The sequence below is a fragment of the Hominenteromicrobium mulieris genome, from assembly GCF_046197855.1.
Taxonomy (GTDB): domain Bacteria; phylum Bacillota; class Clostridia; order Oscillospirales; family Acutalibacteraceae; genus Hominenteromicrobium; species Hominenteromicrobium mulieris.
This window is the reverse complement of the sequence record NZ_CP173188.1, coordinates 114,392-140,021: the sequence shown is the minus strand read 5'-3', so window position 1 is coordinate 140,021 and position 25,630 is coordinate 114,392. Positions and strand designations below refer to the sequence as shown.

Genomic DNA, 25,630 nt, shown 5'->3' with positions numbered 1-25,630 from the left:
GCAGGAAAGCACTTTGCCTTCCTGCGTTTTGTATTCTATGAAATTACTTGAGGGTAATGGGCTTTACAGGTTTATTCTCCTCGCGGGCGCTGGTCTTGCCCTCGGGCTTGATTTCGCCTGCGGCAAGCAAGGAACGCTTTGTGAGAGACGGGCCGATGAGCTCATACACCAGCACGGAGAACAGCACGACGTTGCGCACGATGCTGCCGTCTGCAAGGGACGTAGCGGTGAGCGCCATGCCGAGCGCCACGCCGGCCTGCGGCAGAAGCGTGATGCCGAGATGCTTTTTGATGTGGTCACTGCACTTTGTCATGGCGCAGCTGATGTAAGAGCCGGAGATCTTACCGAGCGAACGGAAGACGATGTAAATGATGCCGATGAGCAGCACGAGCGGGTTGCTTAAAATATTCAAATCGAGCTCCGCGCCGGAAAGCACGAAGAACAAAATGTTGATGGGGCCTGTCCAGCGATCCAGACGGCTCATCAGCTCTTCGGAAGCGCTGCATACATTGCAGAAGACCGTACCGGTCATCATGCAGACGAGCAGCAGAGAGAAACCGATCTTCACGCCGCCGAGCTCAAATTTCATGGAGGAGATACCAACCATGAGAAGCACGAAGGCGACCGTGAGAGACAAACGCTTACTGCGAGAGTGGAAATAGGTCTCTAACCAGTTGAGCGCAAGGCCGGAAAGTGCGCCGAGCACGAGGGAAATCACGATCTCGATGATGGGCTCTAAAATGACGCTGACAACGCTGATGCTGCCCATTTCGAGCGCGCCGGCGATGCCGAAGGACACGGAGAACAGCACGAGGCCCACGGCGTCATCGATGGCGACGACCATGAGCAGGAGCTTTGTGAGCGGGCCGTCTGCCTTATACTGGCGCACGACCATGAGCGTAGCCGCCGGGGCCGTAGCCGCGGCGATGGCACCGAGGGTGATGGCAGAGGGCAGCGAAAGGAGGGCGGGATTGATGAGATGCAGGACAATGAGGGCGATATCGACCACAATAGTCGTGATGACCGCCTGCAGAATGCCGACGGTGATGGCCTGCTTACCCATCGTTTTGAGCTGCGAGACGCGGAACTCGTTGCCGATGGCGAACGCGATGAAGCCGAGCGCCGTCTGCGTGATGACGCTGAGGCCCTCCACCTGCTCCAGAGAATTGAAGCCGATGTACGGAAGGTTCAGCGCGCCGAGACAGAACGGACCGATGAGCAGACCGCCGACGAGGTACGCCGTGACCGCAGGCAGATGTACGAGCTTTGCCAAGCGGGACATCAGCAGACCGACGACCAGAGCGATGGCCAGACAAATCAGGGTTTTTTCCACTTTTTGAACACTTACCTTTCTTCGAGGTACGCGTGCGGCCACACAGGAAAGTGCCGGTCTCCGCCCCTCCGTTTGTATATCTTTTTTCTTTGTCCGCCTGCCGCCGGAGCACGCAGACGAAAAAAGCAGAATTCCAAAAAAGTTTACAACAATTTCACGGATATGTCAATGTTTTTTGACGCCATGTTTTAGGGAAAAAAGGCGTTTTTTCCCGTTGTTTTGCTGAATATGGTAAGTCGTGAAGTAAAACCTGTTGAAGGAATAAAGTTTTGCTCAAGCTTTCTGCGCGGACAGCTAAAAGCAAGCGTAAATGAAAAAACCCCTCTGACAGAGGGGGCTTTTAGCTTTTGAAAAATAAAAAAGAACCACATTTCTGTGATTCTTCTAAGTGTTGGCGCCAACCTATCGTCCCGGGCCGTTGCCAGCCGAGTATTTTCAGCACAAACGAGCTTAACTTCTGTGTTCGGTATGGGAACAGGTGGACCCTCGTTGTAATCAACACCAACTATTCTGTTTGCCGCCTCATCTGACGGCTTTATTATAATACCACATCTCTTTCTAAATTGCAAGCCTTTTTTCAAAAAAATTTCAAAAAGTTTTGAGAAAAGCAAAATATGGTATACCAAACATTTTGCATGCCATATTTTGTAGGTTATTCTTCTGTGTAATCACCGGTGTCATCCGTATAGTCGCCCGTATCATCGGTGTAATCCCCTGTGTTGTCCGTATAATCGCCGGAATCGTCCGTGTAGGTGTCGCCGGCGGTGTCCGTTGTATCGGTGTTATCGGTGCTGTCGCCGTTCGGATCGGGGGTCGGCGTGGGGGTGGGCGACGGCTCCGGCGTTTTGTTGCCGAGGAGATAATCTGCCCAAATGGCGCAGCCCTCGTCGTTTAAGTGGATGCACAAGCCCTCGGGGTCAGCGCAATACTCCGCGGGAAGGTAGCCCTCTGTACAGAATGCGGCGATGTTTAAGAACTTCAGGTTCTTTTTGCCCGTGCAATAGGTCTGCATCGCTTTGTTATACTGCGCGATGGTGCTGCTGCTGAGCCCCTGATAGTCAATCCACTCCAGCATGGGCGTAACGGCCTGCACGGTAATTTCAAGGTTCGGGTACTTCGTTTGCAGCGCGGAAATAACCGCCTGTGCAGTGGACGTGACGTCGGAAACGTCGTTATACGTGAGGTCTTCCTTGCCGAGTTGAATGTAAAGCTTCGTCGCGGAGAAACGGTCGATGGCTTCCGTGACGGTGAGAGCGGTGTCATCGTCGAGCCACAGGCCGCCCTCACCGCCGTTTAGTTCGTTCTGCGCTTCGCCCCACGAATAATCGCTGCGGGTCATGAATTCCGCGTCGCTCAAAGCGGTGGTGCTGCCTGCGCCGTCCGTGACGTAGCTTTTCAGGCGCGTCGTCATGCTGTCGCCGATGAAAAGTGCGCCGTCAAAAGCGGAAGACGGCGTAGGCGCGGCGGAAGCAGTGTTTTCTGCCGGTGCGGCGCTGGCCTGCGGTTTTACGGTGGAGAAGAACTCCGGCTCGCCGTCTGCGGCGATACTGCTGATGGGCGTGCGCACACCGGCAGCGCTGGCCACGCCGAGGGCAACGAGCGCCACGAGCACAGCGGCGGTGCAGACGACCGCCACGCGGAACTTGTTGATCTTCTTCTTTTTATGAGGCACGCCTGCTTTTTGCGGCGCTTTCGGGGCTTCCGTCTTCTGCGGGACATTCTGTGTGGCCTGCTCTGCGGCTCGCCTTGTGCGGCGCTCCGCACGGGCGGCTGCGCGCTGTGCCTGCCGTTCTTCCTCGCGCATAGCAGCGGGGCGTTTTCTTTTATTCGCCAAAATATAGTCATCCTTTCGGAATATTTCTTTGTTATCTTGGGTTTATTGTACGGCGCGGGAAAGATTCTGTCAAGTAAAGAGGACACCGCGCAGCGCTGCGGGTGCCCTCTTTTACGGTTTATTTAAATTTATACGCTTTATGAATGTTTACACGCGCGTGAGGCGCACGGCCATGTACTCGCGGCCCGGCAGCGCAATGCGGAACTTACCGCTGTGCACGCCGGCATCGGTGATGGTCATGTTCCACGTATCGATGACCTCCACGCGCCAGTTTTCGTCCGCGGGCTTTACGAAATCGCGGAAGCTCGGGCGGCCGAAGCCGTAGTAGTGAATCTCGTAGCCGGTGACGGGGATCATCTCGTCCGGCACGGCGACGGTCTCATCGAACGCGCCGGGGCCTTGCTTTAAGCCGAGACCGGGCGTCTGCGTGAGAATTTCATGCAGGAAGCGGATGCGCGCGGGGCTTTCGCCGTGCAGCTTGCCGCCGTGGCTCCACCACAAGATGTCTTCGGGGTTCATGAAGGTCTCGCCGTGGCCTGCGTAGCCGCCGCGCATGGAAGCTTCCCAGAAGCGGCGGGTAAGCTCCTGCCCGGAGATATTGCCCCAGCCCATATCAATATTGCCTTCGTAGGCAATCTCATCCCACACGATAGGCTTTTGGTAGCGCGTGCGGTAATCGGTGGTGTATTCCACGTGACGGTAGAGATCCTGGCGCTGCAAGCTGCAATGCGTAATCCACGGACGAGTGTGGTCGTAGAACGGTATGCAGTTGTGGATGGAACGCATGTGGTTGTACGGATCTTTTTTGCAGAGCAGGTCTGCGTAGTGCTCCCAGTCCTCAAGCTTCTTGGCGCGCATGAGGTCGTATTCGTTTGCAAGGCTCCACCACACGTTGCGGTAGGCGGAGAAGCGCGCGATGACGTAGTTCCAGTAGAGGTCGTCCTGCTCGCGGTTCATGACGGAGAAGCCCCAGCGGTCGTAGGGGTGCATAACGATGATGTCGGCCTCGATGCCGCGCTCCTGTAATTCTACGATGCAGCGCTCCATGCGGCGAAAATGCTCGGGGTTAAAACGCGTAAAATCCCAGTTGTTGCCGGAAAAATCGACGAAATACGAGAAGTTTTCTTCGGTGAGGTTTGAATTATCGACCGGGGTGCCCTCATATGGGAAGGTCTCCGGGTCGCGGAAATTGTGGATGTAGTGCTTCGGAAAGACGCAGAAACGCATTTTGTTGAAGTAGCCCTTATCGAGCTCCTCGAGCGTTTGCTTGTGCACTTCTTCCGGTTGGTGCGCCCACGCGTAGCACGTGGTGCCGACGGAATAGTATGGCGTGGTGTCTTCATAGGCGAAATGGTACGTGTTCGCAATACGCACCGGGCCGTGGTTATTGCCGGTCGGCTCCGTTACGGTGAAATCGCCGGCAGACTCCGCTTCCGGGAAGCTGCCGACCGTTTCATAGACGTAATCGCCCGTAAACGAGGGCATGAAGCGCACTTTATAAACGCCGTCGCCGTCATAGAAGCCGTCTACCGTGACGATCTCGTTTTTGCTGCGGAACGTGGCGGAAACGGACTGCTCCGTAAACGGGTTGCCCGCAGACGGACCTTTGAGGGAAACTTCAAAAAGCCCCCATTTTTCTACTGTATTCATTAGATGTCACTCCTTATTTCTCGATGACGCCTTCATAATTCATGCCGAAGCCGTAGCCGTAGGCGTGGCCGAATTCATCCACGTGCACTTCAAGGTCAAACGGAACGTCTTCGCAATGCTTTTCCACGGTGTCCATGTCCTTCGGCATCTGCACAGGCAGACGGCCGGTGGGATCGTAATCGCCGAAGACGACGTCAAGCACCGCGGCGCGGGAAACACCGAACTCGACGACGATGCCGTCCGCTTCACGCTCAAACTCGTGCATGACCATTGGGTTGTTGATTGCTGCGCAGACAATGACGGGCTTGTCTCCCATCGCCTCGCGACAGTTTAGAATGTTATCGAGGTCGCATTCATTATAGGCAATATTCGTTTTGCCGCGGTAACTGCGGTTCGTGAAATCCTCGCGGAAATCGCCGCCCGCAATACTCACTTCGCGCGCGTTCACCGCCGTATAGGGGCGGTACTGGAGTGTGATGGGCAGGTAGCCGTTGCCGCCGTTTGCGACGTCTTCCGTAGAATACGCGTTGCACGCAGGGCTTTCCACAAAGACAAGCGCCACGTCCGCTTCCTCGGGCGTATGGACGCGCACGCCGTATTTCGAAATCACCTCGTCCGTCACGGGGTCTTCCGTGTGGGCGGGAATATCGTTGCGCATGAAGCCCTTCATGGTGCGGAGCTTGCGCTGCGGCACGTAGATTTTGATACCCTTTTGGAGCGGCAGACAGTGATTGCGATTCTTTAATAAGACGACAGATTTGCGTTGTGCGTCATAGCCGTGGGCGCAGAATTCCGCGTTGCCGACAATCTTAGCGGACTCTTCGGGATCGAGATACGGGTTCTCGAACAGGCCGCACCGGAAAATATTTTTGAGCAGACGCGCGGCGGAGCGCTCCATTCTGGCGCGCATGGCTTCTTCGCCGACCTTTTCGCAGCCGATTTGATACGCTTCCATGATGGGCGCAATCTCTGCGTTGCCGCCGAACTGGTCTACGCCGTTCATGATGGCGACGAAGCAGCGCTCGCCCTCGGTCATGTTTTCCATATTAAAGCAGCGGCTTGCAAACGTATCCATAATGGGTGCGGGATCCTGCGTGATGCCCCAGTCCGTGCAAACGACACCCTTAAAGCCGTATTTTTCGCGCAGGAGATCTTTGATGAGATACTCGCTGTACGAGTTGCCGACGTTTTTGCCGTTTTTGGTGTCGAGTCCCCAAGAAACCGTGTAGTACGGCATGACGGCAGAGGCACTTTCGGTGGGACCGTCTAATTTAAACGCCGCTTCCGTAAACGGTTTCCTGTGTTCTTCGGAATTATTGCCCGGGTAAACCGCGTATTTGCCGTAGGCATAGTGTGCATCGCGGCCGGCCTCACCCGTGCCGCCGCCCGGCCAGTGCTTGACCATGGTGTTTACGCTGTCATATCCCCAGCCGTTTTCGGAATTCTCGGTGGTCTGCATACCGTCGCAGTACGCCTTGACCATTTTCTTTGTCATCTCAAGATTTTCACCGAGCGTATCGACAAAGCGCATCCAGCGCGGCTCGGTGCAAAGGTCAATCTGCGGGCCGAGCGCCGTGGTGATGCCGAGCGCACGGTATTCTTTCGACGCATCCTCCGCGAACCGGCGGACAATCTCGGGGTCAAAGCACGCGGCAAAACCGACACCCTCCGGCCACTTGCTGACGTCACTGCCGGCGGTTTTAAACTCTACGCTGCCGCTGCCGCGCGCACCGTTGCGCGGGTCGGAGGAAATGTTCACCGGGATGCCGTGCGGCATGCTTTCGGCAAGCTTTTGCAGCTCATTGTTCCACTTTGCGGCAGTCTTCGCGTCTTCTACCGTAATCATGAGGACGTGGCGAATGTGCTCTTTGTTCATGAATTCCTTCTGCTGGTCGGTGAGCGTATACGCAGGGACATTTGCTTCCGCGTACTTTTGGCCGTTATATGTACCGCCGAACGGGCCGAACGCCATGGGCGGCACCGCTTGGTGCGGCGAATAGAGCATAAGGCCCGCAATCTCCTCTGTTGTTAGGCGGGAAGCAAGGTCTGCGGCGCGCTCCTCAACGGGCAAACGCCAATCTTCATACGGGAGAAGCTCGCCGGTCTTCTCCAAGTCTTTAAAATACAGGCCGTCTCTTTCGATGAGCTCTACACCGGACGACGCAGACCACGCGAGCGGCTTGCCGTTTTCGGGATAGGCGCGGACAATGCCGTCTCTTTCCGTTTTTTTTACGTTCATTTTCATACCTCTTTGTTTGGATTAAAACAAGGAATTTTCGCATTTGCTTTTGTACAAAGTATAGCGTATTTCCTATAAAAAGTAAAGATTTTTATAAGGTGTGTCACGCGGGCTGTATGCACAGAAAAGCGCGAGAAAACGGCGTATCTTTTTCCTTGCATTAAAGCGGCTCCTAATGGTATAGTTAATAGGCTGCGGTAAAAAAGCGGCAAATGATGCGGAAAAATCAATTTATTGGAGGGAAACATGATAAAAAACTATTTAACGAGCCTGAAGCAGGAGTTTTCGGGCTACAACACCGCCAAGCTGATGAAAGACATCATGGCGGGCCTGACTGTTTGCGCGGTGGCGCTGCCCCTTGCGCTGGCGTTCGGCGTATCTTCCGGCGCTACGGCAGCTGCGGGTCTTGTTACGGCAATCATTGCGGGCGTTGTCATTGCGGTACTCGGCGGCGCTTCGTTCCAGATTTCCGGCCCCACAGGCGCGATGAGCGCCGTTTTGGTGGGCATTGTGGCGTCTTACGGCTTGCAGGGCGTGTTTTTCGCGTGCTTTGCGGCGGGCGCACTGCTGCTTTTAGCCGGTATTTTTAAGCTTGGGCGGCTCATCAGCTTCATCCCGATGCCCGTCATCATGGGCTTTACGTCCGGCATTGCGATTATTATCGCGATGGGGCAAATCGATAATTTCTTCGGCACTGCGTCCGAGGGCAGCTCAAATTTGGCAAAAATCGCGTCTTACGCGCGCCTCGGCTTTCATCCGAACCTCCAAGCGGTGCTGATTGGTCTGCTTGTCGTTGTCGTGATGATTGTCTGGCCGAAAAAGTGGGGCGCACGCGTGCCGGGCTCGCTTGTGGGCATCATTTTGGCAACGGTCGTTTCCGCCCTGTTCCGTATGGATTCCATTGCGACGGTGGGCGACATTCCGCGCACGCTGATGCTCGCAGACCGCCTTGACCTCGGCGGTCTGAACCTTGACATGCTGAAAAACCTCATCTCTCCCGTTGTGACGATTGCGGCGCTCGGCATGATTGAAAGTCTTTTGTGCGGTGCTTCGGCTTCCCGCATGAAAAACGAGCCGTTCAACGCCGATCAAGAGCTCATCGCGCAGGGCGTAGGCAACATGCTGCTGCCGCTTTTCGGCGGTGTGCCGGCTACGGCGGCCATTGCGCGCACGAGCGTAGCGGTGAAATCCGGCCAGCAGACGCGCCTTGCGAGCGTGTTCCACTCCGTTTTCCTGCTCGCCTCCATGTTTCTGCTCGGCGGCGTGATGGCGCGCCTGCCGCTTGCGGCACTTGCCGGCGTTTTGATGGTAACGGCGTGGCGCATGAACGACTGGAGCGGCATCCGCTACATTTTCAGCCACAAGCTAAAATCCGGCATCAGCCAATTCCTCATCACGATGCTCGCAACGGTCATTTTCGATTTGACGGTCGCGATTTTGCTCGGTGTTGCGTACTCTGCGGTTTTGTACATTGCAAAATCCAGCCGGATTGGCGTAAGCTTCTCCGACATTGACGCGAATAAGCTGCGCACGGTGGAAGGCAAGCCGCCGGTGCTGGAGACGACCGGCGTTGTGTACGTGATAGGCTCGCTGTTCTTCGGCGCGGTGGATGAATTCAACCGCCGCATGGCGGAAATGCCCGCCTACGACCATGTGATCTTTTCCCTGCGCGGCATGCCGAACATTGACGTTTCCGGCGCGCAGGCCGTTTTGGAGCTGTGTGAAAGCCTGCAAAAGCAAGGCAAAACGGTCGCCTGCTGTGGCATGGCAGACGGCGTGCGCACCTATTTTGACCGCACGGGCATCACGGCGCTTCTCAGTGAAAACGCGTACTTCTGGAACGCGGAAGACGCGATTTTAGACCTGCTGAGTGCAGAAATTGCAGAGTAAAACAGATTATAAATAGCATCACCCCCGTTCCGTTTTTTGAACCGCACCAGATTATGCGGACAGCACTAAAAGCCCCCATGTAGGATATTGAGTTTTAAGCGGAGTGGCGCAGCGACAGCGGTGCCACTCCCGTTTTTGTTTGGATGCGTTCGTGGTTATAGAAGTAAATATACCTGTCGATCAGTTCGTTTGCTTCTTGGAACGTCTTTGGCTTGTGGCGGTAGATGCACTCTGTTTTCAGAATGGAGAAGAAATTTTCTGCCATGGCATTGTCATAAGGATTTCCTTTCCTTGACATGGACGGCGTTATGCCGTAAGATTGTGTTAGCTTGAAGTATGCTTGCGATGTGTATTGAAAGCCTTGGTCGCTGTGGAGCTGCAACTCCGCAGCGACTTTCTCTTTCTTCATTGCCAGACGAATCGTGTCCAGAACAAGATTCACAGTCTGCCGACTTGCAGTCTTGTAGGCCACAATACTGTTGTCATACAGATCTCGGATCATGGACAGATATAAAATGCCTTCTTTTGTGTGGATGTAAGAAATGTCCGTGACCCATTTCTCGTTTGGCCTGACCGCCCGGAACTGTCTGTTCAACAGATTTTCGTATTTGTGTACCTGCTGACCAAGATTTACCCATTGGCGGCGTCGGCGAACCTCAGACAATAATCCATATTTTTTCATGATTCTGAGCACAGTCTTCGGATCTCTTTGAATATTTCTGCCTTTTAACCACTTCCATACACGTCGATAGCCATAGGTCTTATCTGTCCTGCGCTGACATTCCTCGATTTCCTTTGCCACAACAGCATCGCGATCCGTCTCTCCCAGACGCTTTTTAAAGCAGTAGTAACCACTTCTGGATACCCCGAAGAATTTGCACATAACAGATATTGGGTATTCTCCCCGGTGACGGTGAATGACGGCGTACTTTGCCTTTGGCCTCACTTCCTTTCTGTGGACTGCAGAAAATCCTGCAGTAATTTCACTTCCATCTTGAGCCGCTTATTCTCATACTTATATTCCTGCAGCGTCTTTGCAGGCTTCCTGCCACGAAACTTCGGCGCACCCTTGGCGGCTTTTTTGCGTTGCCGCTTCAGCAGATTGTGAACCGGACGGTCTCCCTCCAAGCCAAGTTCCGCTTCGATTTCCCTGTGGTTCTTCCCTGATTCTAACATCTTTTCTATGGTCGGTAGTAGAACCTGCATATTGGTGTATCTTCGTTTGCTCATAATGAATCCCCCCTGATGTACTTATTATCCTACATCAGGGGGGATTTTGTCTATTGTCCTGTTTTACTGGTTCTGTTCATTTTGCGGAGCGGGGGTGATGCTTGTTTTAAAACAAAAACCCGCAGGCGGGGCATACGGCGTATGCCTTGTCTGCGGGGAAATGTTTGAAAGATTCGCTTTTGCGTCCCTCGAGAAAAATCCTTGCGGATGATTATCTCTTGGAGAACTGCGGAGCGCGACGAGCTGCTTTGAGACCGTATTGGCGTACAGTTTAGCGCCGGTTTTCCTTGATTTTATGGGCTTTTTGGCCTCTGCCCTCAAATGTTGCCCCAGTATTTAATCATAAAAATGGGGGCATTTTAGACACCAACAGATGGAGCAAATGCAGCATTTACAACACTCAGAAGTTCCTCCGGTTTATTATACTTCACCTGCGCGTAAATGTCCATAGTCGTCTTACTGTTTTCATGCCCGGCAAGATATTGAACAGTTTTTGGGTCAATGCCTGCATACAGCAGGTTAGTAATATAGGTGTGACGAAGTTGATGTGGGGTTACATCAAAGTCAATGGCATACACTAACTTCGGGTTATTTTTCTGATGACTGCCAGGGGTAGGCGTTACCGTACACTTCACGCACTGGCCATTTACATACTTATAATAGTTATGGGGTTTCGTAGAGCGAACGGTTACATATTTCCATACCCGCTGAAACTGCGAAGATGAAAGAGGATTTCCATTTCTGTCAGCAACCACATATTCCGATTCGGTTTTCTCTTTCACTTCCCGCAGGCAGTCTGTCAAACACTTTGGGATCGGAATATCTCTCCGAGCCGCCTTCGTTTTCAGCGTTGTGGAAATCACCGGCCTGTTATGTTCTGAGCGCCATGCCCTCCGTACAGAGATGTACGGCGTAGGAACATCCAGAAATACGCAGTCCCATTGCAGTCCCAGAATTTCTTCACGACGCAGGCCGGAATATAAAGCGATCATTATAAAGGTATAGGGCGGAAGCCCTCGGACAGTATCTAAAAGTAGCTTCACTTGCTCATCCGTCAAGGCATTTATCTTTTTCCCCGGTTTTCCCCCTTTGGCCGAGAGTCCCTCACAGGGATTATATTCAAGTAACTGGCTTCGCTCTGCCGAATAAAAGACACATTTCAGGAGCATATTTACCTTACTATACAATCCAGCAGATTTTGAAGCCAATGGAATCATCGCAAGCCGAATATCGTCTGCAGTCACATCCTCAAGATACATATCGCCTAAAGGTTTGACAATATAGTTGTTCATGGTCTGGGTATATCCTCTCAACGTGCCGGAAGATACCTTTGCCGACTGCATGAGCAACCACTTCTCGCAATACTCTGCCACCGTTGGATGTTTTCTGCGGAAAACCGCCTCCTCTACCTGGCGTCGAGCCTCCATCTCCTTTAACTGGAGTTCCTCGCAGGTTTCAGCATACAAGTCCACCCTTTTTCCATCGGCATCGGTGATCCGAGTCCTGTAATATTGAATCCCCCTCCGCATGGCAGTGCCATACCGGGGAACATTTTCTTGTTTTTTCGCCATGATTTCAGTTCCTTTCTATTTAATATGTATTTCAGCGCCGATACCTTCTTTATACTGAAAAATCATGGCTCTATCAAAGGTGCGATTCTGGGAAACGCAAAGGGCGGGGAACACTCCCCGCCCTTTGTACGTTTTCCGTCAAATTATTGTGCCGCTTCGTATTCACCGCCATCCCATTCTGCAAAGGCTCCGCTTAAAACTCCTGCCAGTTGCTCCGGCTTGTTGTACTTTACCTTCGCATAAATGTCCATCGTGATCTTACTGCTCTCATGGCCAGCCAAGTATTGAACTGTTTTCGGGTCTACCGAAGCATGAATCAAATTTGTGATGTAGGTATGACGAAGCATGTGTGGCGTAACCTCAAAATCCAAGCTATATACCACATGACCATTGTTCCGTGCTTTTTCACCCAGCTTCGGGTAAAGCATATACTTCACATATTTCCCGTCCACAAGTTTGCGAGCTATCCTCGGTTTTGCTGTCCGTGTCACGATATACTGCCAAAGCCGCTTAAACTGCGTATAAGACAACGGCTCTCCATCCTGGTTGGCAATTACATAGTCTGATGTCGATTTTTTCTTTGCCGCTTTCAAGCACTCTGCCAAACGATCCGGGAGAGGGATATTCCGCTCCGCAGCCTTCGTTTTTAACTCTGTGAGAATGACCGGCCTATTATGTTCCGTGTGCCACGCCCGCCGGACCGTCAAATACGGCGCATCTGTATCCAGATATACCGAATCCCATTGCAGTGCAAGGATTTCTTCCCGCCGCAGCCCGGCATACAGGCCAATCATCACAAATACATAGGGCGGCAACCCACGAATGGCGTCCAAAAGCCGTTCTACCTGTTCATCCGTCAAAGCCTGCCGCTCCTCCTGCGGAACGCCTCCGCCTTTTGCCTCAAGGTATATCGTCGGGTTTGTATCAATCACATGGCTCTCCTTGGCCGCCCGGAAAATAGACTTGTAGAGGATTACCACGGACTTATATACTGAAGCCGACTTTTTAGAGACTGGCACAAGGGCAACCTGGATGTCATCCAGGGTTACATCGGCCATTCGTTTCTCACCCAGCTCCTTGATAATATGCCGCCGCACCTTGGATGTATAATCAATCAATGTGGTGGCACGGATATGGACGGACTGCATCAGAAGCCACTTTTCACAATACTCGGCGACCGTGGGGGATTTACGCCGGAATGTGGCGTTGTCGATTTGCTCAAGAGCCGCCATTTCCTTGTCGTAAACTTCCTCGCGGGTTTTTCCGTAAAGAATCACCCGTTTGCCATCTGCGTCCTCAATATCTGTTTTGTAATACTCATGCCCATTTATCTGGACTTTGCTGTACCTGGGAATTCGTTTTCTTTTTGCTGCCATTTTTCTACCTCCAAATGCAATCGGTGTTGTATCTTTGTTTTACCAAAACCGCACGATTTGCTCAAAGGTGCGATTTGTTTCCTCGCACATTTCGGTAGGTTGCTTTCTTTTCCACAGGTTTTGCCCGATAGGTGCATTTAGCAACATATTCCTGAAGGTAGGCAGAAGTGAAATATACGCACCCATTCGGTACATATTGAATATAGGAAATCAAACCGCTGTTTCTGGCTTCATCCAAGGTGGCAAGGCTGATTCCCAACAGTTTTGCCGCCTCCTTACGAGTAATCAGCTTTTCCATATCCAATCTTCACTTCCTTTCCTTCTTTTTTACTACTTCATAATCAAAACCGGGCCGCTGGCCGCAGTAGGTGCAGATGTCCTTTTCCACCCGGCCAGGGTGGACCCGGCGCAAATAATAAGAGCCTGTGCCGTAGAAGTTATTGGCACAGGCCGGACAAAGGCACATGATTAAATTTTTCGACGTTTCTTCAATCAATCCCACGCTGACTGCCAGAGCGCGGTTGAGCCGGCGGATATGCTGTTCCTCCAGATGTCCGATGTACGTTTCCAGCCGTCTTTTATCAATGGTGCGGAGCTGCTCCATCAGCACCAGAGAAGGCAGCTCCAGGCCGTTCTCTGCTTTGAGAAGGTAATGAGTGGGCAGCTTGGCCTTGGCGTCCACTTTGCTGGATATGGCTGCCACAATGACCGTGGGGCTGTGCTTGTTTCCAGTATCGTTCTGAATAATAAGGACAGGGCGATACCCTTCCTGTTCGGAGCCGATTCCCCGGCCCAGATCGGCATAGTACATATCGCCGCGCAGATATGTCTTATTCATGTCTATGACCTCCCTTTGAAATGCAGGCGGCAGGTGCCGCCTATGTAGAGCCGGACAGCAGAACAGAATGAAGGCCAGGGAGAGATAAAACAATCCTCCTGTTTTCATTGGCCCGTCCTGCTGTACGGCCCGTATTTCAAAGTGTTCCTATTTGTCCTCGACACCCCGGAACACTGCGGGAAGTCATCAAACGGCTGGCGGCTCACCAGCTCCACGGGGAATCTCACCCCTCGCGTGGTTCTCACGCAACCGCCCCCATTGCCTGCGACGGATCACGGCGGCAAACCGCTTCAACGCTCGGACGTTAGGCTGGACGGGAGTATCATTGTCCCCGCTGCTGGTTATGGCCGTACCGGGAGCCGCCCGGTACTGGCAGCCTGCTGTTTCTCGCTCCTTGCCTGGAAGAACAAACCAAAGACCTACAATCTCTTTTTTCGGTGGTGTCTCGTTGTTTTCTCCCGGCAGATCACTGCGCAGCCGCTACCTGGGCTTTGGCTTTCGCCAAAGCAGCGGGAATGTGCCTGATGAATGGGTATGCAGTTTTCAAGGTGCCATGAGGCCATAAAAAGAACCTCTCACCCTATTTGCCGTTGGGTGAGAGGTTCTATAACCGCTAAAACTTATTTTTCCAGAAAAATTTTTAGCTTTTTGAGGATTTTCATTTTCCTCTTATAAACGGCGGGCTGAGAAATGCCGAGTTCCACCGCCAGCTCGCTCTCCTTGCGCTCATCAAAGAATAATGCCTGGATCAGCGCACGTTCTTCTGGGGTAAGCAGGGAAAGCGCGGTATGTAGCCTGTCCACTTCCAGCTTGTGGAGCACCACGCTCTCCACGCTTTCCTGCTCATCGGAGAATTGCCGGGCATTTTCATCCACCAGCCGGTCCAAAGAATCTTCGCGGCTGGGGATGATCTGCACCACTTGGCCCTCCTTTCCGAGAACGAACCGCTCGGTTTTCAAATCGTTCTCAAAATAGCGCATTTTCCGGTCGCCCTGCATATAGGCCCGGTACACTTCATCCGTGACCTCGACAAATTGGCCGCGAATCCATATTCTTTTTTTATCAGCGTCCACGCTGTTTTCCCTCCGATCAGTCTGAATTGCGAGAAATTCAGACTGGCCGGCGGTCCCCTACAACGTGAAAATGGGGTTTCTCTATATTGAAAAACGCACCTGCAGAATGGGGTATTCCCCCAAACAGCAAGTGCGTTTCTTTTTAGTTCGTATAAATCATGGCATGATGGTTCAGTGCGAAGGGCATAGTATCCCGCTGAAAAACGGGAAGTTTTTTTGACCGTACACCGTCAAGCAGGCGGCCTACGACATAGAATCATACTCGCTGCTTCTAATAAGCAGCGGTGCGAAGGATGACCAACGCATGAAATATCCCTCCAGGCCAAAACGTGGTCTGGAGGGATGGGCATGACAAACCAACCTGCCAAAGCCTCGTTTTTTTTATTGACAGGGCCAGTTATACGATCCTGGTCAGTTCACTTTTATCCGCACTATCAGTTCTCTAGAATTTGAACTGCTATGCCATTATAAATCTGGCATAAATCCGTAAAATAGAAGGAGAGGTGAACTGAAAGTGCAGAATGAACATGAAATGCTTGGCGAGATCATCAAGAATGCCCGCATGAAAGCAGATATTACGGTCGAAGATCTGGCAGCCAAGGTCGGAGTAGGCGAGAGATTTATATATCGTATCGAGAACGAAGGCAAAAAGCCCAGCTACGACATCCTGTACAAGCTGATTCGGGAGCTGTCCATTTTACCCGATCAGATTTTCTTCCCGGAAAAGAAGATTGAGGATTCTGAAATGGAAAGCCTTGTCCGTATGCTGTATAACTGCGATGAGCGTTCTATGCAGATCATCAAGGCGACAGTTAGAGCGGCCTTGGATAGCCAGCCCAAAGAGTGAAAAAGAGCCGATGTCCGTGGGAAATTCTCACGGGTTCATCGGCTCTGCGTCTATGCGTCTGGCTCTTTGATGACAACGATGTGTAGCTGTTTCGCCTGAATCAAGCTCTTTCGTTTGCACTTCGGGCAGTAGAGAGGATAATTGATTAAAACCGTATCCTCCCTGATTCGATCACGGGTTTTATTCCCGCAGACGGGACAATAAACCCATTCTGTTTGCTGCATGGGAACCACCTCCATTCTCTTGTTTCCAAGACATGGCTGAGGACTTGCTACTCTGCAAGCCCGTCGGCGTGTCTTTTCTATTTAATCTTCATTTTTCCTCCCATAAGTTAGCCATTAAAAATTTATCCAGGTTAATCTTGTTTCTGTGTTGCTGTCTCTTTCAGCCGTGAGAAACTTTCGTCGCTGATGTTGTGTTCAATCCGGCAGGCGTCGGCCTCCGCAGTCTTGGGGTCAATACCTGCGGCGATAAGCTGTTCAGTAAAAAAACAGTGACGCTCATAGATTTTCTTGGCTGTTTCTTGTCCTAAATCTGTGAGTAAAAGAAAACTGTGATCATCCATTGTAAGGAAACCACCATCTTTTAGGACAGTCATTGCCCGCCAGACGCTTGGTTTGCTAACATTTAATTGTCGAGCTATATCAACAGAGCGCACCTCAATTTGTTTTTTAGCTACTATTAAAACTGCCTCTAAATAGTCCTCCATAGATGATGTTAAGGGCATAATGGTACACCTCCTTCTGACACATATAATTACTTCATTTACACCATACCTGCTTTTTTGAAATGCTTCTTGAGCAGTTTCTTAGCGATGAGCGCGCCAACAAAGGCGCAAATTGCAACAACGACAAGCATTATGATAGCTGTTACAGGTGATACTAACGTTTGCAAAATTCCCAAATAACTTTCGCCAAACATTCCCGCATACTGCTCAAGTGTTTGATTTGAGAAAAACAAGAAGGGAATATATGTACCACTGAATGCTGCTAAAACCATATAAATGATATAACTGAACGTAAGTGTTTTTCCATTAGTGCAACCTGTTTTCCACGCGATCAACGCAGAAATAATGCCAGCAATAATGCAGCAAATTATCATGGGCGGATAAAATCCATAAATGCCTGTTACCGCACAAAAAATGAACAGTGCCCACGGTTTCTTAGTCTTAGCTGCTACAAGGAAATATGTAATAGCTGCCAATAATGACCACAATGGACTTACCACTAACATCGTGTAGGGAGAAAAAGATAGGAACGCACAAATGATATAGATAACAAGTGCGCACAAAGATAAAAGAGCTGTGACGATCAAATCCTTTACTTGAAATCCTTTTTTGTTTTCGGTTTGCATGAAATAAATCCTCCTTAAAATGATATTGGTTGGAACGATGTCCATATGATAACCGCAAAAAGAGCAAGCATACCTATCAACAAAATACTATCTCTTAAGCGGAAATCAACTAATATATAGTGAGTTTTTTCACAAGGATAGCTGATGCCTCGCGTTTCCGCTGATGCGGATAATTCTGTCGCCGTCATCAGAAGGCGCATAAGTATAGGGACTAAAAAGCCTTCGTATGTCTGCGCCGGATGACTTACTATTCTCCAAAAAGACAATCCCACGCCCCTCGTTTTCATCCCTTGTTTTATATAAAGCACATCTTGTTTCAAAGATGGAAGAAATCTCAATATGATAGCCACTGGTATCACAATTGCTTGAGGGATATGACTTGCCTGAAGCGCTGCTATCAATTCCGATATTTCCGTAGTCTGAAATAGAATATTCAAAGCAAGTGCAATAGTCAAAATTCTTAGTAAAAAGAATGTTATCACGGAAGATAAATGAATTGGAAGGACTTGCGCCAACATAAGCAGAACTATATAAACTATTGCAACTTTGATACTTGTTTTCCAAAGTCCACTTAGCAAAGCAAACAGGCAAACGACGCCAAAGAGTAACAAGCCTGTTAAGCCTCCACCCAAAGCAAACGCCAAAGCTGATGTCAATAGAATCAACAGAAGTTTTATGCGAGAATCGTAATATACTCCATGCTTTCTCAATTTATTCACCACCTTCCTCCACCATAAAATTCTTTACGATTTTGAAATTGTTTTGTTCCGTCATTTGTAAATCATCTTTAATAATCCCTTCCTTCAAAAGCAAAGCGCGCGAGGCGGTCAGGCTGATAAACTCCAGATCATGCGTAATAATAAAGACCAGCTTTCCAGCCTCACGCATATAATTAACAGCATTGGCAACAGCGCACATATTATCCCAGTCTAACCCGCTTGTTGGTTCATCCAAAACGATGATTGGTTTTTCCGAAAGCATTGCCGCTCCTATTGTCAGTCTCTGTTTTTGACCGCCTGATAAAGCATACGGATGGCAGTCTTTGAAGTTTTCCAGATGGAGCATTTTCAAAATTTGAGACACTTTTTCATCTATGCTTGGAATCCTTTTGTTTCCTAACCTCAATTCCTCCGTCACACTGTCTGTATAAAGCTGGTGATCTGCCTCCTGCATAACAAAGTACACATAGTCGGATAATTTTTGTTGCTTCACATTCTTTCCATCAATGTAAAACGCACCTTGGCGGCAGCGAATCAAGCCAGACAAGATTTTCCCCAATGTTGTTTTCCCGCAACCATTTTCTCCAATCAAGGCAATCGTTTCGCCTTTGTAGGCTTCTAATGAAATGTTGTGAAGAAGTTCCGGCATGGCTTTATGCGAAAAGCTCAAATTTCTAATTTGGAGAAATACTTCCGAGCGGCAAATAGATTCTTTCCTTTCTATTTGTATTAAATCCAAATTTAACGGGCGAAGCCTTCTGTTGTGCATTTGGACAGCAGATAATTCTGCCATTTCCTCACCTGTTAATTCTTCGCAGATTTGACCATCCTCCATAATTAAAAAGCGATCTGCGAGTCCGTATAAGTAAAACAATCTGTGTTCTGAAACAATAATCGTGTGTCCAGCGGCTTTCAAAGCAGAAAGAATCTCTCTTACCTGTAAGATTGTATGAATGTCTAAATTAGCCGAAGGCTCATCCAGAACATAAATTTGTGGATTAAGAGTAGTCGCTGCGAGAAAAGCAACTTTTTGCCTTTCTCCACTGGACAGGGCAAAAATATCTCTGTCTTTTAGGTTCTCCATATTCAGTGACTGAAAGGCGCTGTTAACACGTTTAACGATTTCTTTATGTGGAATTCCATAGTTTTCGCAGGCAAATGCAACTTCGCTGGAACTGTTTGTAGTAAAAAATTGACTGCGGGGATCTTGAAAAATTGAAGCAATCTCTTTGCCAGCCTCACCGGCGTCCGATTCTTTTATGGAACGTCCCAATACAATGACTTCGCCGGATAATCTGCCTTCAAAAAAGCGGGGAATCAAATTATTGATACACCTGGTTAATGTGGTCTTTCCACATCCGCTCTGCCCAGTAATAACAAGAAATTCTCCCGATTTTATGATAAGCTTTACATCCTTTAGACTTTCCTGAGACTGTCCTTCATACTGAAAAGAGGCATGTTCAAAAGATATAATTGGAAATTGTTTTTTCATGGCAACACACCTCATAGCTTCCAACTGATGGATTTCTCCCTGCACTTCAAAAAAGTACGATAAATCCCTTCTTTTTCTGCTAATTCCTTATGGGTTCCCTTTTGAACAATATGGCCTTGATCAATGACAATAATTTGATCTGCCGTCCGAACAGTAGACAACCTGTGAGCGATAGAAATTAGTGTTTTATTTTTCGTCAATTCAAAAATTGCGTCCAAAAGAGCTTTTTCATTTTCCGGGTCTACGCTGGATGTCGCTTCATCCAAAATAACGATGGGCGCGTCTTTCAATATCGCCCTTGCTATTGAAATTCTCTGTTTTTCTCCCCCAGACAAAGTGGAACCTGCTTCTCCTATCATTGTTTCATAGCCTTGTGGGAGCGCCTCTATAAAATCATGGCAGCGGGCCCTTTTAGCGGCCTCTACCACCTCCGCATGGGTCGCGTTAGGTTTTCCGAATTTGATGTTATTTTCAATCGTATCATTAAACAGATACACCTTTTGGAATACCATACTTACATATGATAAAAGGCTATCACAAGTAAATTCTTTTACATCGTGTCCTCCAATTTTAACACTTCCAGAATTTACGTCCCAAAATCTTGCAATCATATTACACAAAGTTGTTTTCCCTGAACCTGACGGCCCAACGATAGCACAAGTAGAGTTCTGTGGGATTTTCAAGGTGATTCCATCTAAAACCGGACGGCTGTCATAAGCGAAAATAACATCTTTCAGTTCAATCTCATATGATTTCAGGACAATATCCTTTCCGTCTCCATCTAAAACCGGTATATCTGAGATGAAATCCAGCCGATCCAACTGCGTAGCGAGCATTTTACTCAAAAAGGCCCCGTCATTCATCAATTCCAATTCCATGAACATTAAAAATGCACAGATGATAAATAAAAGGCAATAGGGCAATGTGATAACTCCCCACAAATAGAGCAAAGCTGACAATAAAAATAACAGGCAACTTGTAATCTTAAATACGGCTTCATACAGCTTCATAATTCCGGCAGTAGAAATTGTAACCGCTATATCGCTGCGACACTTATTTTCAAAGGCTTGATCCACTTTTCCTTTTCCTTCTTTGCCTTTTCCGAATATGCGCAGAACAGAAATGCCTTTTATGTATTCTAATGCACTTCCCACCAACAATTCCTGAGCATTTTGCATATCTTCCGTATGCGCGCCGGCCCGCTTTTTTATCTGGCCCAGTACAAGAATTCCCGCTAAAATTCCTGTTAAAGCCAAAAACCCAATCTGCCAGCAAAATATACCCAACATTAGCGTCATGGCAAGCGCCTGTACAAAACCTCCTACCAAAAATGTTAGTGCAAGCATACAATTCCCTTCCAGATCGGAAATTGTTGTTGTCAATACTGTTTGTACGGTGCCGAGATTATTTTCTGTAAAATAGCCCATTGGTGCCCTTTTGAGCTGATTTCCAATCTCAAGACGCTTTTCCCGGAAAATCTCATATCCAGACGCACTCATTAGCACATCGCTTAGGTACTGAAACAAAAAGCGGCCCAAAACACTAAGTGCAACAATTCCAAATGCCTGTAAAATGACAGTCTCTGTTAAGTGTTCGATATTCAACATTACCAATAGCACAGCAAAAAATACAAAGGCGGCGCAGCAGGATTTCAGAGCATTGAAGATCAGTCCGGCAATTACACGGGGACGATATTTCCCAGATAACCGTAAAATCCTTTTTATAATTGAAAACATATTAAAATGTCCCTCCTTCCACTTGATCAGCTGAACTCACATAATCACTCCATAATCTTTGATAAAGTGGGCATTCTGATAAAAGCTCTTCCTGCCTGCCGCAGCCAACAATCTTTCCATTTTCCACCACAAGGATTTGATCAGCCTTCTGGATGGTCGCAAGACGATGAGCTACTACGATGAGGGTTTTTCCTTTTACAAGTTTACTGATAGCGTTTTGAATGAGATACTCATTTTCTGGATCAGCATAGGCCGTGGCCTCATCAAGAATAATTACTCTTGCATTTTTTAGAATTGCCCTTGCGATAGTAATTCGCTGACGTTCTCCGCCAGAAAGTTTTCCTCCTGCGTCTCCGGCATTTGTATCATATCCGTTTTCCAACTTTACAATAAACTCATGACAGCAGGCAGCTTTTGCAGCAGCTACCACCTCATCGTCTGTCGCATCCGGTTTTCCGAGCCGGATGTTTTCACGGATACTTTCATCGAACAGAAAATTGTCCTGTGCAACATAACTGACTTCACCCATCAACTGTGCGAAAGGAATCTCTTTAATATTCTTTCCGCCAAAAATAACTTTTCCTTTTGTGGCGTCCCAAAAACCAGCCATGAGTTTTGCAATCGTTGATTTTCCGGAACCGGAAGGGCCGACAATTGCTGAAACAGTACCTGGTTTGATTTCAAAGGATACATTCTTCAGAACTTCCGTCTCGTTATAAGCGAAAGAAACATTTTCAAAGCGATAGGCTGTTTCATCCAGTGCAACATTTTTTTCTGGACGTTTCAGTTCCGGTTTTTCAATAAAATCCCGTATTTGATCGAGGCAGGCTTTCACCATATTAAATTGTTCAGAATATTTTCCTACTCGCATAAGCGGGGCAATAAATCCAATAGGAAGGATAATGCAAGTGATAAAATCTGATAATGGTAATGTTCCAGTCATATAAAGCCATGCGCCAATCGGAAGCGTTCCCAACAATGTTGTCGGCATTACAGCCTGAATGACTGCTGACCAAAGCCAACTCTGCTTCCACCATGCCAGAGTACTGTCATGGAAGAAGTTAATTGCACCTGTAAATTTACTATAAGAAGCACTTCCTTGATTAAATGCCTTAATAACCTCTATACCATTTACATACTCAACCAGCGTACTGTTCATCGCATTTTGTGATTTCATATAAGTGGTACTTTTATTCACATAATCGTTCATCATTCCAATGTAACCCAAAAGTCCGAGGGGAATTGTAATCAATGCAGCTAATCCCATGCGCCAGTCAAGAATAAATACCAGTAGTATACAGCATAGGGGAGCCACTACATTAGAGGTTATTTCAGGCATAAAATGAGCCATCGAATCCTCTAATTTTGAAACTGTATCTGCCATCAAATTTTTGAAATTTCCGGTCGGCGTATCCAACATGACGCCCATTGGAACCCGAAGCATTTTATCTGCGATTTTGCTACGGATATTTTTCAATATTTTATATGTAGCCTTATGCGACATAAAAGAGGATTGATATGTAAGCCACAGTTTTAATATTTGCCCGCCCAAAGCGACTGCAAACAAGATACATACATTTTGAATAGTAGCTGTTTTGTTAAATAGTTCCGCGACTAATAATGACACTGTAATAAAGGGGGCCATCCCGAATAGTTCGCCCAGCGTTGCAAGAAAGGTTGAAAGATATAGTTGCTTTTTATTATTTCCTGCATAACTCAACAATTGCTGAATTGCTCCAGGTTTCGTTTTTTTCTTCATGAAAAATCCTCCTTAAATAGGTTAGCGAAAACTAATTATTTGGCAAAAAATAAATGGCAAAAGCCACTTATTTTAGTGGAAGCCCTAATACACCATACCAGCCATAGTGCTGGAATTTTATGATATTTTTTACATAATCCTCCGCCTTTTTATAAGGAACATCGTGCAAAACACACTCACATAGTGCAGTAATATATCCATGCGTCAAAATGTGTATTTCTATATCGTTTGGCAGACATTTCGCATATCCCGCTTCATATGCCGCCTTTACAAATAGGGCATTCTGTTTCGTATATTGAATTGTAATTTCTTCTATAAAGTTTTCGACGCGAGAACCTTTGCTGCATTTCAGCAAGAGTTGAAATTCCTCCAAATGCTCGTACATATAGTTGACATATGTCATTGCCTGAACATATGACGCTTCAACAGAATCCCTTTCAATAGCTTCTCTAATTCCAACTTTATCGTAAGGTTCTGCATTATCCAGAAAATCTAATGTATAATGGTAAACATCTTCGATTAAGGCAAAAAACAACGCTTCTTTATCCTTAAAATGTCGATATATTGCACCTGTTGTAACCTTTGCAGCGGTAACAATATCTTTAAGCTGCGTTGCCTGAAAGCCTTTTTTTAGGAATTCCACTTTCGCACATTCCATAATTCGCTCTCTTGTCAAGTCGGAACAGTAACTCAAAATATTTTCTCCCTTCTCTGATAATCGCTTTATTTAAGATAATCTAATTATCAAACCAAAATCAGAATAGCATATTTTTGTCTTGCTGTCAAGGGGACGATGCTTTTGTTATTATCATTATGTACCCAGCCGCCTGTGCGGCTGGGCTTCTTCTTTTTTGGAGCTGTTAACAGGCAGGTGTGCCATACCCGTAAATCTCATAGTATCCCACGGGATAGCTGTTCTGTCGCACGGAGTCGCCAGAGTTGCCCTCCACGGTGTAGACGCGGCCATTCTCCACCTTCTCCACAATCCCCACATGGTCGGAAGAACCGTCTTGGCCTCCATCATCCCAGTCAAAAAAGATGATGTCGCCGGGGCGCGGCTCATAGCTGTTATCCTGCCACAGCCCACGCTCCTGGAACCAGGGAACACCCTGGGACGCGCAGGCCGCAAACTTCGGGATCACGCCGGCTTCGATATAACCGCACTCATTGGCGCACCAGCTTACAAAGCAGGCGCACCATTCCACACGACTGCCAAAGCCGTACCAGCTCCAGTACGGTTCGCCGCCAACATTGCCCACCTGGGAGAGCGCCACCGTGACGATTTCGCCATCCCCTCCGGTAATGCCGTAAAGCACCTGGGACCAAAGGGAATTGTTCTCATCGGCTAAAAGTTCCGCCATCTGTTCCCGCTGGTCCTCGTTAAAGCCGAACTGGTTGGCCATTTCCTCCGCAGTCTTGTGGCTGACAGTGATATACAGATAGGTTTGCGTGACCGTGGTTTCCGTTTCCACGATATTGCCGTTGCCGTCATCGGATGTTTCAATCACTGTTTCCGTCTGGGTGGACGTGCTGGACGAGATCTCATTCATCTGCCAGAAGATGTCCTTTAACAGCTCTAGCTTCTCATCATCCATGGTGGCCACTTCCTGGGCGTTGTCCGAATCGGTGGTGGTTTTGACGGCGTAAACCGCCAATACCTCTTTCCACACAGCGCGGGAACCGGACATCTCCAACACATCATAGCTGTGGGACGTCTTGATCTCATCCAGGTTCTCCTGGTAATCTGTATTGATCTCCTGTACAGCAGTCTGCATGGTCTGCCCGGTGCCGGAATCCTCGCCGGAAAAGAAAATCCCAAAGCAGGAGCCGATAATCATACCGATGAGGCAGATTACAATAATTACCAGCACGGCGATCCAGCCCCCGGCAGCGATGGCGGCAATCAGCGCCTTGGTGGCTGCAATGATGGCTTTCACCGCCGCAACCGTAGCCTTGACCGCTGCCTTTGCCGCAACTACCGCAGTTCGAGCCGCTATGCGGGCGGCATGAGCTGCAGCCCTGGCCGCCCGCGCCGTGGCCTGGGCAGTCCGCTGGGCAGCTTTAGCCGCCTGTTGGCTGGTCTTGATACTGGCCTTGGCAGTCTTTTCCGCCGTCTTAATGGATTTGCTGGTGGTTTTTATGGTTCCCTTGGCCGTGGAAGAAGCCTGCTTGATGTTTTTTCGGCCCCTGTCCACTGTCTTAATGCCTTTCTTGCCGCGGTCCAGGGTCTTGATGGCCCCGCGCTCCTGACGGACCGCCTTGGCCGGCTCGGAAACCGTATCGGCTGCCTGACGGCCACTCCAGCGTGTGGCGGGCTGCCCAGCCTGCTGAGCCGCCTGTTTCTCCGCTTGTTTTTTCAGCTGTTCGGCTGCGGCTTTCCGCTTTTGGATTTTCTCCTTGAGCTGGGAGATATTCTCCTTAGTCGTCTGAACCCCTCTGCGGCCCTGTTTATCAAACTGGTGAACCGCTTCATGGGTGACGTTATCCACCCCAGCGGAAAGGCGGTCGGACGCATATTCACCAGGAGAGCTTTCCTCCGCATACAGGCTGTGGTCGGCCTTATCCTTGGTGCGGATATATGCCTCCTTCATCCGTTCAGAAGCAACCGCCGCTTTATCAATCGCTTTAATGCCTTTTTTCGCAGAAACTCTTGTTTTTATACCCTTGCCCATGGGCTTCACCTCCTTCCC

The 25,630-nt window shown here is 48.9% G+C and carries 22 protein-coding genes and 1 rRNA gene; 2 read left to right on the top strand and 21 right to left on the bottom strand.

What is annotated here, in order from left to right:
* Positions 1–43: 43 nt before the first annotated feature.
* The 5 genes from ACI0CA_RS00640 to ACI0CA_RS00620 form a co-directional block, all read right to left on the bottom strand.
* The gene (locus ACI0CA_RS00640) at positions 44–1,333 is read right to left on the bottom strand and encodes a cation:proton antiporter (protein WP_446806635.1); all 1,290 of its coding nucleotides are present in this window, start codon (positions 1,331–1,333) and stop codon (positions 44–46) included.
* 389 nt (positions 1,334–1,722) lie between these two features.
* Positions 1,723–1,839: ribosomal RNA gene (rrf, locus tag ACI0CA_RS00635) — 5S ribosomal RNA — on the bottom strand.
* Between the two features lie 146 nt (positions 1,840–1,985).
* On the bottom strand, positions 1,986–3,167 hold the full coding sequence (locus ACI0CA_RS00630; protein WP_395507458.1) for an SGNH/GDSL hydrolase family protein: 1,182 nt from the start codon (positions 3,165–3,167) through the stop codon (positions 1,986–1,988).
* A 147-nt stretch (positions 3,168–3,314) separates the two neighbouring features.
* Positions 3,315–4,817: a DUF5605 domain-containing protein gene (locus ACI0CA_RS00625; protein WP_308449989.1), complete on the bottom strand. Its 1,503-nt coding sequence runs from the start codon at positions 4,815–4,817 to the stop codon at positions 3,315–3,317.
* A 13-nt stretch (positions 4,818–4,830) separates the two neighbouring features.
* On the bottom strand, positions 4,831–7,056 hold the full coding sequence (locus tag ACI0CA_RS00620) for a glycoside hydrolase family 3 N-terminal domain-containing protein (RefSeq protein ID WP_446806636.1): 2,226 nt from the start codon (positions 7,054–7,056) through the stop codon (positions 4,831–4,833).
* Positions 7,057–7,302: 246 nt separating this feature from the next.
* Here ACI0CA_RS00620 and ACI0CA_RS00615 point away from each other — a divergent pair, with 246 nt between their 5' ends.
* Positions 7,303–8,946, top strand: a complete 1,644-nt coding sequence (locus tag ACI0CA_RS00615) for a SulP family inorganic anion transporter (RefSeq protein ID WP_308449991.1) — start codon at positions 7,303–7,305, stop codon at positions 8,944–8,946.
* Between the two features lie 94 nt (positions 8,947–9,040).
* On the opposite strand, the gene ACI0CA_RS00610 is transcribed toward ACI0CA_RS00615, so the two are convergent.
* The 7 genes from ACI0CA_RS00610 to ACI0CA_RS00580 all read right to left on the bottom strand — a co-directional run bounded on the left by ACI0CA_RS00610 (position 9,041) and on the right by ACI0CA_RS00580 (position 15,034).
* Positions 9,041–9,892, bottom strand: coding sequence for an IS3 family transposase (locus tag ACI0CA_RS00610; RefSeq protein WP_395507468.1), 852 nt, complete (start codon positions 9,890–9,892; stop codon positions 9,041–9,043).
* On the bottom strand, positions 9,889–10,176 hold the full coding sequence (locus ACI0CA_RS00605) for an imidazolonepropionase (protein WP_395507467.1): 288 nt from the start codon (positions 10,174–10,176) through the stop codon (positions 9,889–9,891). The genes ACI0CA_RS00610 and ACI0CA_RS00605 overlap by 4 nt, the downstream gene beginning before the upstream one ends.
* Before the next feature lie 359 nt (positions 10,177–10,535).
* Positions 10,536–11,747 carry a tyrosine-type recombinase/integrase gene (locus ACI0CA_RS00600; protein WP_015535499.1) on the bottom strand — a complete coding sequence of 404 codons (1,212 nt, stop codon included), beginning with the start codon at positions 11,745–11,747 and terminating at the stop codon, positions 10,536–10,538.
* Positions 11,748–11,890: 143 nt separating this feature from the next.
* Positions 11,891–13,123, bottom strand: a complete 1,233-nt coding sequence (locus tag ACI0CA_RS00595; protein WP_015535500.1) for a tyrosine-type recombinase/integrase — start codon at positions 13,121–13,123, stop codon at positions 11,891–11,893.
* 61 nt (positions 13,124–13,184) lie between these two features.
* The gene (locus ACI0CA_RS00590; RefSeq protein WP_044933357.1) at positions 13,185–13,421 is read right to left on the bottom strand and encodes a helix-turn-helix domain-containing protein; all 237 of its coding nucleotides are present in this window, start codon (positions 13,419–13,421) and stop codon (positions 13,185–13,187) included.
* Positions 13,422–13,430: 9 nt separating this feature from the next.
* The gene (locus tag ACI0CA_RS00585) at positions 13,431–13,961 is read right to left on the bottom strand and encodes a type II toxin-antitoxin system PemK/MazF family toxin (protein ID WP_015535501.1); all 531 of its coding nucleotides are present in this window, start codon (positions 13,959–13,961) and stop codon (positions 13,431–13,433) included.
* Between the two features lie 620 nt (positions 13,962–14,581).
* On the bottom strand, positions 14,582–15,034 hold the full coding sequence (locus tag ACI0CA_RS00580; RefSeq protein WP_044932497.1) for an RNA polymerase sigma factor: 453 nt from the start codon (positions 15,032–15,034) through the stop codon (positions 14,582–14,584).
* A 514-nt stretch (positions 15,035–15,548) separates the two neighbouring features.
* Here ACI0CA_RS00580 and ACI0CA_RS00575 point away from each other — a divergent pair.
* Positions 15,549–15,881: a helix-turn-helix domain-containing protein gene (locus ACI0CA_RS00575; RefSeq protein WP_049940538.1), complete on the top strand. Its 333-nt coding sequence runs from the start codon at positions 15,549–15,551 to the stop codon at positions 15,879–15,881.
* A 50-nt stretch (positions 15,882–15,931) separates the two neighbouring features.
* On the opposite strand, the gene ACI0CA_RS00570 is transcribed toward ACI0CA_RS00575, so the two are convergent.
* The 9 genes from ACI0CA_RS00570 to ACI0CA_RS00530 form a co-directional block, all read right to left on the bottom strand.
* Positions 15,932–16,105, bottom strand: coding sequence for a cysteine-rich KTR domain-containing protein (locus tag ACI0CA_RS00570; RefSeq protein WP_015535502.1), 174 nt, complete (start codon positions 16,103–16,105; stop codon positions 15,932–15,934).
* Positions 16,106–16,236: 131 nt separating this feature from the next.
* On the bottom strand, positions 16,237–16,608 hold the full coding sequence (locus ACI0CA_RS00565; RefSeq protein ID WP_015535503.1) for a metal-dependent transcriptional regulator: 372 nt from the start codon (positions 16,606–16,608) through the stop codon (positions 16,237–16,239).
* Between the two features lie 38 nt (positions 16,609–16,646).
* Positions 16,647–17,234: an MptD family putative ECF transporter S component gene (locus ACI0CA_RS00560; RefSeq protein ID WP_015535504.1), complete on the bottom strand. Its 588-nt coding sequence runs from the start codon at positions 17,232–17,234 to the stop codon at positions 16,647–16,649.
* Positions 17,235–17,248: 14 nt separating this feature from the next.
* Positions 17,249–17,953 carry an energy-coupling factor transporter transmembrane component T family protein gene (locus tag ACI0CA_RS00555; RefSeq protein ID WP_044932499.1) on the bottom strand — a complete coding sequence of 235 codons (705 nt, stop codon included), beginning with the start codon at positions 17,951–17,953 and terminating at the stop codon, positions 17,249–17,251.
* Positions 17,946–19,445 (bottom strand): ABC transporter ATP-binding protein, encoded by a 1,500-nt coding sequence (locus ACI0CA_RS00550; protein ID WP_044932501.1) that lies wholly within the window; start codon positions 19,443–19,445, stop codon positions 17,946–17,948. Before ACI0CA_RS00550 ends, ACI0CA_RS00555 begins: the two co-directional genes overlap by 8 nt.
* A gap of 11 nt (positions 19,446–19,456) precedes the next feature.
* Positions 19,457–21,181 (bottom strand): ABC transporter ATP-binding protein, encoded by a 1,725-nt coding sequence (locus ACI0CA_RS00545; protein ID WP_015535505.1) that lies wholly within the window; start codon positions 21,179–21,181, stop codon positions 19,457–19,459.
* Between the two features lies 1 nt (position 21,182).
* A complete protein-coding gene (locus ACI0CA_RS00540) occupies positions 21,183–22,940 on the bottom strand; it encodes an ABC transporter ATP-binding protein (RefSeq protein WP_015535506.1) in 1,758 nt (585 codons plus the stop codon).
* A 67-nt stretch (positions 22,941–23,007) separates the two neighbouring features.
* Positions 23,008–23,598 carry a TetR/AcrR family transcriptional regulator gene (locus ACI0CA_RS00535; RefSeq protein ID WP_015535507.1) on the bottom strand — a complete coding sequence of 197 codons (591 nt, stop codon included), beginning with the start codon at positions 23,596–23,598 and terminating at the stop codon, positions 23,008–23,010.
* Positions 23,599–23,800: 202 nt separating this feature from the next.
* Complete coding sequence (locus tag ACI0CA_RS00530) at positions 23,801–25,612, bottom strand: CHAP domain-containing protein (protein ID WP_205506669.1); 1,812 nt, start codon at positions 25,610–25,612, stop codon at positions 23,801–23,803.
* Between the last annotated feature and the right edge of the window lie 18 nt (positions 25,613–25,630).

Coding starts and splice junctions, on each gene's coding strand:
- ACI0CA_RS00625 (WP_308449989.1), bottom strand. CDS start 4,817: ATGAATACAGTAGAAAAATGGGGGCTTTTTGAAGTTTCCCTCAAAGGT.
- ACI0CA_RS00620 (WP_446806636.1), bottom strand. CDS start 7,056: ATGAACGTAAAAAAAACGGAAAGAGACGGCATTGTCCGCGCCTATCCC.
- ACI0CA_RS00615 (WP_308449991.1), top strand. CDS start 7,303: ATGATAAAAAACTATTTAACGAGCCTGAAGCAGGAGTTTTCGGGCTAC.
- ACI0CA_RS00605 (WP_395507467.1), bottom strand. CDS start 10,176: ATGAGCAAACGAAGATACACCAATATGCAGGTTCTACTACCGACCATA.
- ACI0CA_RS00600 (WP_015535499.1), bottom strand. CDS start 11,747: ATGGCGAAAAAACAAGAAAATGTTCCCCGGTATGGCACTGCCATGCGG.
- ACI0CA_RS00595 (WP_015535500.1), bottom strand. CDS start 13,123: ATGGCAGCAAAAAGAAAACGAATTCCCAGGTACAGCAAAGTCCAGATA.
- ACI0CA_RS00590 (WP_044933357.1), bottom strand. CDS start 13,421: ATGGAAAAGCTGATTACTCGTAAGGAGGCGGCAAAACTGTTGGGAATC.
- ACI0CA_RS00585 (WP_015535501.1), bottom strand. CDS start 13,961: ATGAATAAGACATATCTGCGCGGCGATATGTACTATGCCGATCTGGGC.
- ACI0CA_RS00570 (WP_015535502.1), bottom strand. CDS start 16,105: ATGCAGCAAACAGAATGGGTTTATTGTCCCGTCTGCGGGAATAAAACC.
- ACI0CA_RS00565 (WP_015535503.1), bottom strand. CDS start 16,608: ATGCCCTTAACATCATCTATGGAGGACTATTTAGAGGCAGTTTTAATA.
- ACI0CA_RS00560 (WP_015535504.1), bottom strand. CDS start 17,234: ATGCAAACCGAAAACAAAAAAGGATTTCAAGTAAAGGATTTGATCGTC.
- ACI0CA_RS00550 (WP_044932501.1), bottom strand. CDS start 19,445: ATGAAAAAACAATTTCCAATTATATCTTTTGAACATGCCTCTTTTCAG.
- ACI0CA_RS00545 (WP_015535505.1), bottom strand. CDS start 21,181: ATGTTTTCAATTATAAAAAGGATTTTACGGTTATCTGGGAAATATCGT.
- ACI0CA_RS00540 (WP_015535506.1), bottom strand. CDS start 22,940: ATGAAGAAAAAAACGAAACCTGGAGCAATTCAGCAATTGTTGAGTTAT.
- ACI0CA_RS00535 (WP_015535507.1), bottom strand. CDS start 23,598: ATGGAATGTGCGAAAGTGGAATTCCTAAAAAAAGGCTTTCAGGCAACG.
- ACI0CA_RS00530 (WP_205506669.1), bottom strand. CDS start 25,612: ATGGGCAAGGGTATAAAAACAAGAGTTTCTGCGAAAAAAGGCATTAAA.